This window comes from Pseudomonas sp. MF06569 (assembly GCF_059862735.1).
The window spans coordinates 48385-61306 of record NZ_JCBCUZ010000009.1 but is presented as its reverse complement, the minus strand read 5'-3'; the positions used below and the strand labels follow the sequence as shown (position 1 = coordinate 61306).

The window sequence follows — 12922 nt, the reverse complement described above, 5'->3', positions numbered from 1 at the left end:
CGGGCTTGGCGGGTTTGGCGAGGCTCGGGAGGGTTTTGTCGAACGTCCTTGAGAGTGCAAAGAATTATGGCAAAGCGCGACTATTACGAAATATTGGGTGTTGAACGCACTACGACTGAGATCGAACTGAAAAAAGCTTATCGCCGACTGGCGATGAAGCATCACCCGGACCGCAATCCGGATGACAAGGCCTCGGAAGAACTGTTCAAGGAAGCTAACGAAGCTTACGAAGTTCTGTCGGACTCCAGCAAGCGTGCGGCCTACGATCAATACGGTCATGCCGGTGTTGATCCGCAAATGGGTGGCGGCGGTGCTGGTTTTGGCGGCCAGAACTTCTCCGATATTTTTGGCGATGTGTTCAGCGATTTCTTTGGTGGTGGCCGTGGCGGCTCCCGGGGTGGCGCTCAGCGTGGTAGTGATTTGCGCTACACGCTGGAGCTGGATCTGGAAGAAGCCGTGCGCGGTACCACGGTCAATATCCGCGTTCCGACGCTGGTCAACTGCAAGCCATGTGACGGCTCGGGCGCCAAGAAGGGCTCTTCGCCTGTGACCTGTACAACCTGTGGCGGTATTGGTCAGGTGCGCATGCAGCAGGGTTTCTTCGCTGTTCAGCAGACTTGCCCGCGTTGCCATGGTCAAGGCAAGGTCATCTCTGATCCGTGCGACAGCTGCCGTGGCGAAGGCCGTGTAGAAGAATACAAAACCCTTTCCGTCAAAGTCCCTGCGGGCGTTGATACCGGCGATCGCATTCGTCTGTCGGGCGAAGGCGAGGCAGGCGTACAGGGTGGGCCGACTGGTGATCTGTATGTAGTGATCGATGTGCGCGAGCACGCGATTTTCCAGCGCGACGGCAAGCATTTGTTCTGTGAAGTGCCGATCAGCGTGGCTGATGCCGCATTGGGCGCAGAGCTTGAAGTGCCAACGCTGGATGGTCGGGTCAAGTTGAAAGTCCCTGAAGGTACTCAGACTGGCAAGCAGTTCCGCTTGCGTGGCAAGGGCGTTGCTCCGGTGCGTGGCGGTGGTGCAGGCGATCTGATGTGCCGCGTTGTAGTTGAAACTCCGGTCAAGTTGAGTCGTCGTCAGCGTGAACTGATGGAAGAGTTCCGTACCACGCTGGAAGGCGATAGCTGCCATTCCCCAAACGCCACGGGCTGGTTTGAAGGCGTGAAGCGTTTTTTCGGCGACCTGTAAGGAGCGGTAGATGCGACGTATAGCTGTGATGGGCGCTGCCGGGCGCATGGGCAAGACATTGATCGATGCGGTGCAGCAGCGCTCGCCACTGTGCGGGCTGACGGCGGCAATCGTTCGTCCGGGCAGTTCCCTGGTGGGGGCTGATGCTGGCGAGCTGGCTTCTATCGGGCGAATTGATGTGCCGTTGTCGGCCAGCCTGCAGGAGGTCGCTGCTGATTTTGATGTGCTCATCGATTTCACTTTGCCTGAGGTGATGCTGGGCAATCTGGCGGTGTGTCGCAAGCTGGGCAAGGCCATGGTGATTGGCACCACGGGCTTGAGTGCGGCGCAAAAACAGCTGTTGGTCGAAGCGGGTCAGGACATTGCGATTGTCTTTGCTTCCAACTTCAGTGTCGGGGTCAATCTGTCATTCAAGTTGCTGGATATGGCGGCGCGGGTGATGGGTGATGAGGCGGATATCGAAATCATCGAGGCGCACCATCGGCACAAGGTCGACGCTCCTTCGGGAACGGCGATGCGGATGGGTGAGGTGATTGCCGATGCGCTGGGCCGCGATCTGCAAAAGGTTGCGGTATATGGTCGTGAAGGCCATACCGGTGCTCGTGACCGTGAAACCATCGGTTTTGCCACTGTGCGCGGCGGTGATGTGGTGGGTGATCATACGGTGCTGTTTGCCACTGAAGGTGAGCGTCTCGAGATTACCCACAAGGCATCCAGTCGCATGACCTTTGCCAAGGGTGCCGTTCGTGCTGCCTTGTGGCTGGAAGGGCGAGAGCCTGGCGTGTATGACATGCAGGATGTGCTCGACCTACGTTGAGTTATCTCTGTAAAATCGGGCTGTTGGCGCGCCAGCAGCCCGATTTTTAACCGCTAAGCGATTTCCTGTCGCATTCTCCTGTCTTTTAGACTCTTTAGCGGTAGACCAAAAAAGCCTTTTTCTGTAAGCTACAGCTTTAGTGTGTCCACTAAAAGCGCGCAGATAATTCGATGAAGAAGCGGGGTGACGTGTCCATACGTCACTCCGCTTTTTTACAACCTGCGATCGCCCTTTCAGGCTTTATTTACGGGAGGTCTTCTTGACTAAGCAAGCCATACTCGCCCTCGCTGATGGCAGCATTTTTCGCGGCGAAGCCATTGGGGCCGACGGTCAAACCGTTGGTGAGGTGGTGTTTAACACCGCAATGACTGGCTACCAGGAGATCCTGACGGATCCTTCCTACGCTCAGCAAATCGTGACCCTGACTTACCCGCATGTTGGCAATACCGGTACTACCCCGGAAGACGCCGAGTCTGATCGTGTCTGGTCCGCAGGTCTGGTAATCCGTGATCTGCCGCTGGTTGCAAGCAACTGGCGCAACACCATGTCGCTGGCCGACTACCTGAAAGCCAACAATGTTGTGGCCATCGCCGGTATCGACACTCGCCGCCTGACGCGCATCCTGCGTGAGAAAGGCGCGCAGAACGGTTGCATCATGGCGGGCGACAATATTTCTGACGAGGCTGCAATCGCAGCTGCTCGCGGCTTCCCGGGCCTGAAAGGCATGGATCTGGCGAAAGTCGTCAGCACTGAAAAAGCCTACGAGTGGCGCTCCAGCGTCTGGAACCTGGCCACTGACAGTCACCCGACTATCGAAGCCAGCGAGCTGCCTTACCACGTGGTCGCGTACGACTACGGCGTAAAATGGAACATCCTGCGCATGCTGGTTGAGCGCGGCTGCCGCGTTACGGTGGTTCCTGCTCAGACCCCGGCCAGCGATGTACTGGCACTCAACCCTGACGGCGTGTTCCTGTCCAACGGTCCTGGCGATCCTGAGCCTTGCGACTACGCGATCACGGCCATCAAGGAAGTTCTGAATACCGAGATTCCGGTGTTTGGTATCTGCCTCGGTCACCAGCTGCTGGCTCTGGCCTCGGGCGCCAAGACCGTGAAAATGGGTCATGGCCACCACGGCGCTAACCACCCGGTCCAGGATCTGGACACCGGTGTTGTGATGATCACCAGCCAGAACCACGGTTTTGCGGTAGACGAAGCAACCTTGCCAGCCAACGTGCGCGCCATTCACAAGTCGCTGTTCGACGGCACGCTGCAAGGTATCGAGCTGACCGACAAGAGCGCTTTCAGCTTCCAGGGTCACCCTGAAGCAAGCCCTGGCCCGAACGACGTTGCGCCGCTGTTCGATCGCTTCATCAATGAGATGGCCAAGCGCCGCTGATCAGCTCCCTGCTGCAGCGCCCTGTGGCGGCCCCGACCTTCGGTGGCCCCCAGGGCGCTTCAGAAGCCTGATTGACAGCTTGCCGACTGACCTGCGGATTTGAGTGACAAACCCATGCCAAAACGTACAGACATAAAAAGCATCCTGATTCTCGGCGCTGGCCCGATTGTTATCGGCCAGGCCTGTGAATTCGACTACTCCGGCGCCCAGGCCTGTAAAGCCCTGCGCGAAGAGGGTTATCGCGTCATCCTGGTGAACTCCAACCCGGCCACCATCATGACCGACCCGGACATGGCCGACGCCACCTACATCGAGCCGATCAAATGGCAGACCGTTGCCAAGATCATCGAAAAAGAGCGTCCGGACGCACTGCTCCCAACCATGGGCGGCCAGACTGCTCTGAACTGCGCACTGGATCTGGAGCGCGAAGGCGTTCTGGAGAAGTTCGGCGTAGAGATGATCGGCGCCAATGCCGACACCATCGACAAGGCTGAAGACCGTTCGCGTTTCGACAAGGCGATGAAGTCCATCGGTCTTGACTGCCCGCGTTCCGGTATCGCTCACAGCATGGAAGAGGCCAATGCGGTTCTCGAAAAGCTGGGCTTCCCGTGCATCATCCGTCCGTCCTTCACCATGGGCGGCACCGGTGGCGGTATTGCTTACAACCGTGAAGAGTTCGAAGAAATCTGCGCTCGCGGCCTGGACCTGTCGCCAACCAAAGAGCTGCTGATCGACGAATCCCTGATCGGCTGGAAAGAGTACGAGATGGAGGTTGTCCGCGATAAAAAGGACAACTGCATCATCGTGTGCTCGATTGAAAACTTTGACCCGATGGGCGTGCACACCGGTGACTCGATCACCGTTGCTCCGGCACAAACCCTGACGGACAAGGAATACCAGATCATGCGTAACGCCTCTCTGGCGGTACTGCGTGAGATCGGCGTTGAAACCGGCGGTTCCAACGTTCAGTTCGGTATTTGCCCGGACACCGGCCGTATGGTTGTGATCGAGATGAACCCGCGTGTATCGCGTTCCTCGGCCCTGGCATCGAAAGCGACCGGTTTCCCGATTGCACGTATCGCTGCCAAGTTGGCGATCGGCTACACCCTGGACGAACTGCAAAACGAAATCACCGGCGGCGCTACTCCTGCGTCCTTCGAGCCGTCCATCGACTACGTTGTGACCAAGCTGCCGCGCTTTGCTTTCGAGAAGTTCGCCAAGGCTGACGCTCGTTTGACCACGCAGATGAAATCTGTGGGTGAAGTCATGGCTATCGGCCGGACTTTCCAGGAATCCCTGCAGAAGGCCCTTCGCGGTCTTGAAGTGGGTGTAAGCGGTCTTGATCCAAAGCTGGACCTGAGCAACCCGGAAAGCATGGCCGTGCTCAAGCGCGAGCTGACCGTGCCGGGCGCCGAGCGTATCTGGTACGTGGCTGACGCGTTCCGCGCAGGCATGACCGTCGAAGATATCTTCGGCATGAACATGATTGACCCTTGGTTCCTGGTGCAGATCGAAGATCTGATCAAGGACGAAGAAAAGATCAAGACCATGGCGCTGTCCTCGATTGACCGTGATGCCATGTATCGCCTCAAGCGCAAGGGCTTCTCTGATGCGCGCCTGGCCGTACTGCTGGGTGTCACCGAGAAAAACCTGCGTCGTCACCGTCACAAGCTGGAAGTGTTCCCGGTCTACAAGCGCGTTGACACCTGCGCCGCCGAGTTCGCCACCGACACCGCCTACATGTACTCCACCTACGAGGAAGAGTGCGAAGCCAACCCTTCGGATCGTGACAAGATCATGATCCTGGGCGGTGGCCCGAACCGTATCGGCCAAGGTATCGAGTTCGACTATTGCTGCGTTCACGCCGCTCTGGCACTGCGTGCAGACGGTTACGAGACCATCATGGTCAACTGCAACCCGGAAACCGTTTCCACCGACTACGACACTTCGGATCGTTTGTACTTTGAATCCGTAACCCTCGAAGACGTTCTGGAAATCGTGCGGGTCGAGAAGCCAAAAGGCGTGATCGTCCAGTACGGCGGCCAAACTCCGCTGAAACTGGCCCGCGCCCTGGAAGAAGCCGGCGTACCGATCATCGGTACCAGCCCTGACGCCATCGACCGTGCAGAAGACCGCGAGCGTTTCCAGCAGATGGTTGAGCGCCTGAACCTGCGTCAGCCGCCAAACGCCACTGTGCGCAGCGAAGACGAAGCGATTCGTGCCGCTGGCAAGATCGGTTACCCGCTGGTTGTTCGTCCGTCCTACGTATTGGGCGGCCGTGCGATGGAAATCGTTTACGAAGAAGAAGAACTCAAGCGCTACCTGCGCGACGCGGTGAAAGTGTCCAACGACAGCCCTGTGCTGCTGGATCACTTCCTCAACTGTGCCATCGAAATGGACGTGGATGCTGTCTGCGACGGTACTGATGTAGTGATCGGCGCGATCATGCAGCACATCGAGCAGGCGGGTGTTCACTCTGGTGACTCTGCATGTTCGCTGCCGCCGTACTCGCTGCCGCTGCACATCCAGGACGAGATGCGCGAGCAGGTCAAGAAGATGGCTCTGGAATTGGGCGTTGTCGGCCTGATGAACGTGCAGTTGGCTCTGCAGGGCGAAGATATCTACGTGATCGAAGTGAACCCGCGTGCTTCGCGTACCGTTCCTTTCGTGTCCAAGTGCATCGGTGTTTCCCTGGCGATGATCGCAGCTCGCGTGATGGCCGGTAAAACCCTGAAAGAAATCGGCTTCACCAAAGAAATCATTCCTAACTTCTACAGCGTGAAAGAGGCGGTCTTCCCGTTCGCCAAATTCCCGGGTGTTGACCCGATTCTCGGCCCTGAGATGAAGTCCACCGGTGAAGTGATGGGTGTGGGCGATACCTTCGGCGAAGCTTTTGCCAAGGCCCAGATGGGTGCAAGCGAAGTGCTGCCGACTGGCGGTACTGCCTTCATCAGCGTTCGTGACGACGACAAGCCCCTGGTGGCTGGCGTTGCTCGCGACCTGATCAGCCTGGGCTTCGAGATCGTTTCAACGGCGGGCACAGCCAAGTTCATCGAAGCTGCCGGCTTGAAAGTACGTCGCGTGAACAAGGTGACCGAAGGTCGTCCGCACGTTGTCGACATGATCAAGAATGACGAAGTTACCTTGATCATCAACACTACCGAGGGTCGTCAGTCGATTGCTGACTCCTACTCCATTCGCCGCAACGCGCTTCAGCACAAGATCTACTGCACCACGACCATTGCTGCTGGCGAAGCGATCTGCGAAGCGCTCAAGTTCGGTCCTGAAAAAACCGTGCGCCGCTTGCAGGATCTACACGCAGGATTGAAGTCATGATCAAGTATCCAATGACCGTCCAGGGCCACAAGGCCCTGGAGGAAGAACTCGCACACCTGACCAAGGTTGTTCGGCCGAAGCTGAGCAAGGAAATCGGTACGGCGCGTGAGTTGGGCGATTTGAAAGAAAATGCTGAATACCATGCAGCTCGTGAGCTCCAGGGTATGTCTGAGGCTCGTATCCGTGACATCGAAGGCCGTCTGCAAAACGCAGTGGTTATTGATGTGGCAGCGATTCCTCACACCGGCAAGGTGATTTTCGGCACCACGGTTGAGATCGCGAACGTTGAAACTGACGAGCGCGTTGTCTATCAGATCGTTGGTGAAGATGAAGCTGACTTCAAGCTCGGAAAAATCTCCGTGGGTTCGCCACTTGCTCGTGCCTTGATTGCCAAGGAAGAGGGTGACGTAGTCGCGGTGAAAACACCTGGCGGTGTTATTGAATACGAGATCATTGAGGTGCGTCACATCTAAGAATGGCGCCCGCCTTGTGCGGGCGCACTTCTTTGGCGGCTGGCCCGGGTGTTCCGGGTCGGCAGCTTGTGGTTGTTGCACACAGAATTTTTAGCGGTGCTGGCCTGAACCCGGTTGGCAGCGTTGCAAGTTGAAAGGCGAGTAGCAGGTGCGGGAAGGGTTGCGTTGGGCGTCTCTGGCTGCCTGATGCGTTGCGCGGGCAGTTCTTGCATGGCTCTCGGGTTTATCCCTGGAAGAGTTTCAGGGCGCGCCAGGCGCACCCTTGACCCTTGTCGACATCACTTGAAGCGATGGATGTTCGACAGTTGCTTGTTTACATTGACGTTCTTGCGGTACAGAAGCGCCATTTTGCCGATAACCTGTACCAGTTCCGCTTTGCCGGCCTTGCACATTTGTGCGACGGCTTCCAGGCGGGATTCACGATCCAGAATGTTGACTTTGATTTTAATCAGCTCGTGATCGCCCAATGCGCGTTCGAGTTCGGCTAAAACACCTTCAGTCAAACCATTATCAGCCACAGTCAAAACTGGTTTCAGATGGTGGCCAATGGATTTGTACTGTTTCTTCTGCTCTTGAGTGAGCGGCATAATCTGACCCCTGTGTCTGATCTTGTAAAAAGCGGCGGCCAGTTTACCCGAGCGAGTCCCAGACCGCCCAGTTAATCACGACCCGTTTAAAATTTTTGAGGTGGCCCGTGGCCCGTTCCAAGACTAGCCTTAACTGGCTGAAAGAGCATTTCAACGACCCGTACGTCAAAATGGCGCAAAAAGACGGGTATCGCTCGCGCGCCAGCTACAAATTGCTGGAGATTCAAGAGCGCGATCGACTCATTCGTCCCGGCATGACAGTGATTGACCTGGGTGCTGCCCCGGGTGGCTGGTCACAGGTGACCAGTCGTCTGATCGGTGGTCAGGGGCGTTTGATTGCTTCCGACATCCTGGACATGGACAGCATTCCTGATGTGACCTTCATCAAGGGCGACTTTACCGAGGACGCCGTACTGGCACAGATCCTCGAAGCAGTAGGAAATACGCAAGTAGACCTTGTGATTTCTGATATGGCCCCCAATATGAGTGGATTGGCCGCTGTGGATATGCCCCGGGCGATGTTCCTGTGCGAATTGGCACTGGACCTTGCTGGTCGCGTCCTACGTCCTGGTGGTGATTTTCTGATTAAAGTTTTCCAAGGCGAAGGCTTCGATCAGTACCACAAAGACATTCGCAAGCTGTTCGACAAGGTGCAGATGCGCAAGCCGTCGTCGTCTCGAGACAGGTCCCGCGAGCAGTATTTGCTGGGGCGCGGCTTCCGCGGTATCGATGGTTCCGCCAGTGATGAGCGTCTCTGACAAGGGCGATAGTTTTTTTTGAATCGCTTTACAGATCTGGCATAACGAATATTGTGTAGTCAAAGTTTCACAAAGGGTTACAGACGGAGCCTGCAAGGGTTGTAGGCAATGTAGTAAGTTATGCCGGTGAATATCATGCGAAGCACGCTTCAGTAGCGGGGCTTGCTTCAGAGGGTAGCTAATTGAACGATATGGCAAAGAATCTGATCCTGTGGTTGATCATCGCCGCTGTCCTGGTGACAGTGATGAACAACTTCTCCAGTCCAAACGAGCCACAAACCCTCAACTATTCCGACTTCATCCAGCAAGTTAAGGATGGCAAGGTCGAGCGCGTTGCCGTGGATGGCTACGTGATTACCGGCAAACGCAGCGATGGCGATTCCTTCAAAACCATCCGTCCGGCTATTCAGGACAACGGTTTGATCGGTGACCTGGTGGATAACCATGTGACCGTTGAGGGCAAACTGCCAGAGCAACAAAGCATCTGGACTCAGCTGCTGGTTGCAAGCTTCCCGATTCTGGTGATCATCGCTGTCTTCATGTTCATGATGCGCCAGATGCAGGGCGGTGCCGGCGGCAAAGGCGGCCCGATGAGCTTTGGCAAGAGCAAGGCGCGGCTGCTGTCGGAAGACCAGGTCAAAACGACTCTGGCTGACGTAGCGGGTTGTGATGAGGCGAAGGAAGAAGTCGGCGAACTGGTCGAATTCCTGCGAGATCCGGGCAAGTTCCAGCGCCTGGGTGGTCGTATTCCTCGTGGTGTGCTGATGGTTGGCCCACCGGGTACCGGTAAAACCCTGATTGCCAAGGCAATCGCGGGCGAAGCCAAGGTGCCGTTCTTCACGATTTCCGGTTCCGACTTTGTTGAAATGTTCGTGGGCGTCGGCGCAAGCCGTGTTCGTGACATGTTTGAACAAGCCAAGAAACACGCACCCTGCATCATCTTTATCGATGAAATCGATGCGGTCGGCCGTCACCGTGGTAACGGCATGGGCGGCGGTCATGATGAGCGCGAGCAGACGCTTAACCAGTTGCTGGTTGAGATGGACGGCTTTGAGATGAATGACGGCATCATTGTGATTGCTGCCACCAACCGTCCTGATGTGCTCGATCCTGCGCTGTTGCGTCCAGGTCGTTTTGACCGTCAGGTTGTGGTTGGCTTGCCGGACATTCGTGGTCGCGAGCAGATCCTCAAGGTGCACATGCGTAAAGTGCCGATGGGCGATGATGTCCAGCCGGGCGTGATTGCACGTGGTACTCCGGGCTTCTCGGGTGCCGATCTGGCAAACCTGGTGAACGAAGCTTCCCTGTTCGCAGCGCGCACCGGTAAGCGTGTTGTTGAAATGAAAGAGTTTGAGCTGGCTAAAGACAAGATCATGATGGGCGCCGAGCGCAAATCGATGGTCATGTCGGACAAAGAAAAGCGCAACACGGCTTATCACGAGGCGGGTCACGCTATCGTCGGTCGCGTAGTGCCTGAGCATGATCCGGTCTACAAGGTTTCGATCATCCCTCGTGGTCGCGCCTTGGGCGTAACCATGTTCCTGCCGGAAGAAGATCGTTACAGCCTGTCCAAGCGTGCGCTGATCAGCCAGATCTGCTCGCTATATGGTGGCCGTATCGCTGAAGAGATGACCCTGGGTTTCGACGGTGTTACCACCGGCGCTTCCAACGACATCATGCGTGCCAGCCAGATTGCGCGGAACATGGTGACCAAGTGGGGCTTGTCCGAGAAGCTTGGCCCTCTGATGTATGCCGAGGACGAAGAGTCTTATCTGGGTCGTGGTGGTGGTCAGTCTGCAAGCGTGTCGGGCGAAACAGCCAAGCTGATCGACTCCGAAGTACGCAGCATCATTGATCAGTGCTACAACACGGCCAAGCAGATCCTGACCGAAAACCGTGACAAGCTCGATGCTATGGCTGACGCGTTGATGAAGTACGAAACGATCGATGCCGATCAGATCGACGACATCATGGCGGGTCGTCCGCCGCGCGAGCCGCGTGACTGGGAAGACGGTAGTTCGGGTACCCCGACTGCCCCGACGCTGGATAAAACCGAGCGCCCGGAAACACCTATCGGCGGCCCTGCTGCTGATCAATAAGGCTTGAAATGACTTCTGTTCAGTCCTCGACCCGGTTGCCTTGCGGCAACCGGGTTCTTGATTTGGCCCATACGCATATTATGGGCATTCTCAATGTCACCCCTGATTCCTTTTCCGACGGCGGCCGCTTTGCTGCTGTGGATGCTGCTCTGCGCCATGCGCAGGCGATGGTTGAGGCGGGTGCAACTCTGATTGATGTTGGCGGTGAGTCAACTCGCCCCGGAGCGCCTGCCGTTTCGTCTCAGGAAGAGCTCGATCGGGTTGCTCCTGTTGTCGAGCGTATAAGCCGGGAACTGGATGTCATTATTTCGGTCGATACCTCCGCGCCAATCGTCATGACTGAGGTTGCGCGTCTCGGGGCGGGGCTTATCAATGATGTGCGTTCGCTGCGTCGTGAGGGTGCCTTGCAGGCCGCTGCGGCCACCGGTTTGCCGGTGTGTCTGATGCATATGCTCGGTGAGCCCGGCGACATGCAGGACAATCCGCACTACGAAGATCTGGTGGGCGAGGTGTCGGCGTTTCTGGCTGACAGCATGGCGCGCTGTGCGGCGGCAGGTATCGGGCCTGAGAGCATCGTGCTGGACCCGGGTTTTGGTTTTGCCAAAACCTTGCAGCACAATTTGAGCCTGTTCAAGCATATGGAGGCCCTGCATGCGCTGGGTCGACCTTTGCTGGTGGGCGTGTCACGTAAAAGTATGGTCGGGCAAACACTGAACCGGCCGGTTGCAGAGAGGCTCTATGGCAGCCTGGCTCTTGCGGCATTGGCGATGACCAAGGGCGCGCGCATTCTGCGTGTCCATGACGTTGCCGAAACAGTTGATGTGGTACGGATGATCGCAGCGGTAGATTCCGCCGACTAAGAATGATGGAGCGCTTATGACAAAGAAGTATTTTGGCACCGACGGTATTCGTGGTCGGGTCGGCGTTTACCCGATTACCCCTGACTTTATGCTCAAGTTGGGCTGGGCGGCGGGCATGGCGTTTCGTAGCAAGGGTGCTTGCCGGATCCTGGTAGGCAAGGACACTCGCATATCGGGTTATATGTTCGAATCCGCGCTGGAGGCAGGCCTGTCTGCTGCCGGGGCTGATGTGATGCTGCTGGGCCCTATGCCCACGCCGGCTATTGCCTACCTGACGCGCACCTTCCATGCCGAAGCAGGCATCGTGATCAGCGCTTCGCACAATCCTCATGATGATAACGGCATCAAGTTCTTTTCCGGGGACGGCACCAAGCTCCCTGATGATGTTGAATTGATGATTGAAGAGTTGTTGGACGCACCCATGACGGTTGTCGAGTCTGACAAGCTGGGGAAAGTGTCGCGTATCAATGATGCTCCGGGTCGCTATATCGAGTTCTGCAAAAGCAGTGTGCCAAGCAGTACCAACTTCAGCGGCCTCAAGATTGTTCTCGATTGCGCCCACGGTGCCACCTACAAGGTTGCGCCTAGTGTTTTCAAAGAGCTGGGAGCCCAGGTCGTCGTGCTGTCGGCCCAGCCTGATGGACTGAACATCAACGAAAACTGCGGTTCGACCCATATGGGGCAGTTGCAGGCTGCCGTTGTGGCTGAAGGTGCAGACCTGGGCATCGCTTTTGATGGCGATGGTGATCGGGTTCTCATGGTCGATCATACGGGTGCCGTAGTTGATGGCGATGAATTGCTGTTCATCATCGCCCGTGATTTGCACGAGCGTGGCAAGTTGCAAGGTGGCGTCGTCGGCACGCTGATGAGCAACCTTGGGCTTGAACTGGCGCTGGCTGACCTGGGTATCCCGTTTGTGCGCGCCAATGTGGGAGACCGTTACGTCATCGCTGGCCTGCAAGAGCGCGATTGGCTGGTGGGTGGCGAGAACTCCGGGCACATCGTCTGCTTCCAGCACACCACGACGGGTGACGCGATCATCGCAGCGCTTCAGGTGTTGCTGTCATTGCGTCGTCGCGATGAAAGTCTTGCCCAGTCGCGTCAGGCTTTGCGCAAGTGCCCGCAGATTCTGGTGAACGTGCGTTTTGCTGGCGGCGTGAATCCTGTTGAGCACCCGGCGGTCAAGGAAGCGTGCGCGCGTGTGACTGAGGCCATGAAGGGTCGTGGTCGCGTGCTGCTGCGCAAGTCGGGAACAGAGCCTTTGGTGCGTGTAATGGTCGAAGGCGATGACGAAAACATGGTTCGCGGCTACGCCGACGAGCTGGCAAAGCTGGTAAGTGAAGTTTGTGCCTGAATTCGGCTTGCCAGCGCGGATTTGGTTGGGTAACATCTGCGCCCACTTTGA

Annotated in this window: 10 protein-coding genes; 9 read left to right on the top strand and 1 reads right to left on the bottom strand. The window is 56.9% G+C overall.

Features of this window, described 5'->3' with window-relative positions; translation table 11 throughout:
- Positions 1-66 precede the first annotated feature (66 nt).
- The 5 genes from dnaJ to greA all read left to right on the top strand — a co-directional run bounded on the left by dnaJ (position 67) and on the right by greA (position 7213).
- Positions 67-1191, top strand: a complete 1125-nt coding sequence (dnaJ, locus tag AC19YQ_RS11240; RefSeq protein WP_019825896.1) for a molecular chaperone DnaJ — start codon at positions 67-69, stop codon at positions 1189-1191.
- 10 nt (positions 1192-1201) lie between these two features.
- On the top strand, positions 1202-2008 hold the full coding sequence (gene dapB, locus AC19YQ_RS11235) for a 4-hydroxy-tetrahydrodipicolinate reductase (RefSeq protein WP_133078307.1): 807 nt from the start codon (positions 1202-1204) through the stop codon (positions 2006-2008).
- 259 nt (positions 2009-2267) lie between these two features.
- Positions 2268-3404, top strand: coding sequence for a glutamine-hydrolyzing carbamoyl-phosphate synthase small subunit (carA, locus tag AC19YQ_RS11230; RefSeq protein WP_133078306.1), 1137 nt, complete (start codon positions 2268-2270; stop codon positions 3402-3404).
- A 114-nt stretch (positions 3405-3518) separates the two neighbouring features.
- Entirely contained in the window at positions 3519-6740 is a 3222-nt protein-coding gene (carB, locus tag AC19YQ_RS11225; protein WP_019825902.1) for a carbamoyl-phosphate synthase large subunit, read from the top strand.
- Entirely contained in the window at positions 6737-7213 is a 477-nt protein-coding gene (gene greA, locus AC19YQ_RS11220) for a transcription elongation factor GreA (protein ID WP_019825904.1), read from the top strand. Before carB ends, greA begins: the two co-directional genes overlap by 4 nt.
- A 278-nt stretch (positions 7214-7491) precedes the next feature.
- Here the strand turns inward: greA and yhbY are convergent, their stop codons facing one another.
- A complete protein-coding gene (yhbY, locus tag AC19YQ_RS11215) occupies positions 7492-7800 on the bottom strand; it encodes a ribosome assembly RNA-binding protein YhbY (RefSeq protein ID WP_019825905.1) in 309 nt (102 codons plus the stop codon).
- 107 nt (positions 7801-7907) lie between these two features.
- Between yhbY and rlmE the strand changes: the two genes are divergently transcribed.
- The 4 genes from rlmE (at position 7908) to glmM (ending at position 12871) form a co-directional block, all read left to right on the top strand.
- Positions 7908-8558: a 23S rRNA (uridine(2552)-2'-O)-methyltransferase RlmE gene (gene rlmE / locus AC19YQ_RS11210; protein ID WP_019825907.1), complete on the top strand. Its 651-nt coding sequence runs from the start codon at positions 7908-7910 to the stop codon at positions 8556-8558.
- 191 nt (positions 8559-8749) lie between these two features.
- A complete protein-coding gene (ftsH, locus tag AC19YQ_RS11205; protein ID WP_133078305.1) occupies positions 8750-10657 on the top strand; it encodes an ATP-dependent zinc metalloprotease FtsH in 1908 nt (635 codons plus the stop codon).
- A gap of 8 nt (positions 10658-10665) precedes the next feature.
- Positions 10666-11517 carry a dihydropteroate synthase gene (gene folP, locus AC19YQ_RS11200; RefSeq protein ID WP_326397334.1) on the top strand — a complete coding sequence of 284 codons (852 nt, stop codon included), beginning with the start codon at positions 10666-10668 and terminating at the stop codon, positions 11515-11517.
- A gap of 16 nt (positions 11518-11533) precedes the next feature.
- On the top strand, positions 11534-12871 hold the full coding sequence (gene glmM, locus AC19YQ_RS11195) for a phosphoglucosamine mutase (RefSeq protein WP_133078303.1): 1338 nt from the start codon (positions 11534-11536) through the stop codon (positions 12869-12871).
- Positions 12872-12922 lie beyond the last annotated feature (51 nt).

Excerpts from the sequence above, each read along its gene's own strand:
- folP (WP_326397334.1), top strand. The coding sequence starts at position 10,666 with ATGACTTCTGTTCAGTCCTCGACCCGGTTGCCTTGCGGCAACCGGGTT.
- ftsH (WP_133078305.1), top strand. The coding sequence starts at position 8,750 with ATGGCAAAGAATCTGATCCTGTGGTTGATCATCGCCGCTGTCCTGGTG.
- dapB (WP_133078307.1), top strand. The coding sequence starts at position 1,202 with ATGCGACGTATAGCTGTGATGGGCGCTGCCGGGCGCATGGGCAAGACA.
- yhbY (WP_019825905.1), bottom strand. The coding sequence starts at position 7,800 with ATGCCGCTCACTCAAGAGCAGAAGAAACAGTACAAATCCATTGGCCAC.
- greA (WP_019825904.1), top strand. The coding sequence starts at position 6,737 with ATGATCAAGTATCCAATGACCGTCCAGGGCCACAAGGCCCTGGAGGAA.
- dnaJ (WP_019825896.1), top strand. The coding sequence starts at position 67 with ATGGCAAAGCGCGACTATTACGAAATATTGGGTGTTGAACGCACTACG.
- glmM (WP_133078303.1), top strand. The coding sequence starts at position 11,534 with ATGACAAAGAAGTATTTTGGCACCGACGGTATTCGTGGTCGGGTCGGC.
- carB (WP_019825902.1), top strand. The coding sequence starts at position 3,519 with ATGCCAAAACGTACAGACATAAAAAGCATCCTGATTCTCGGCGCTGGC.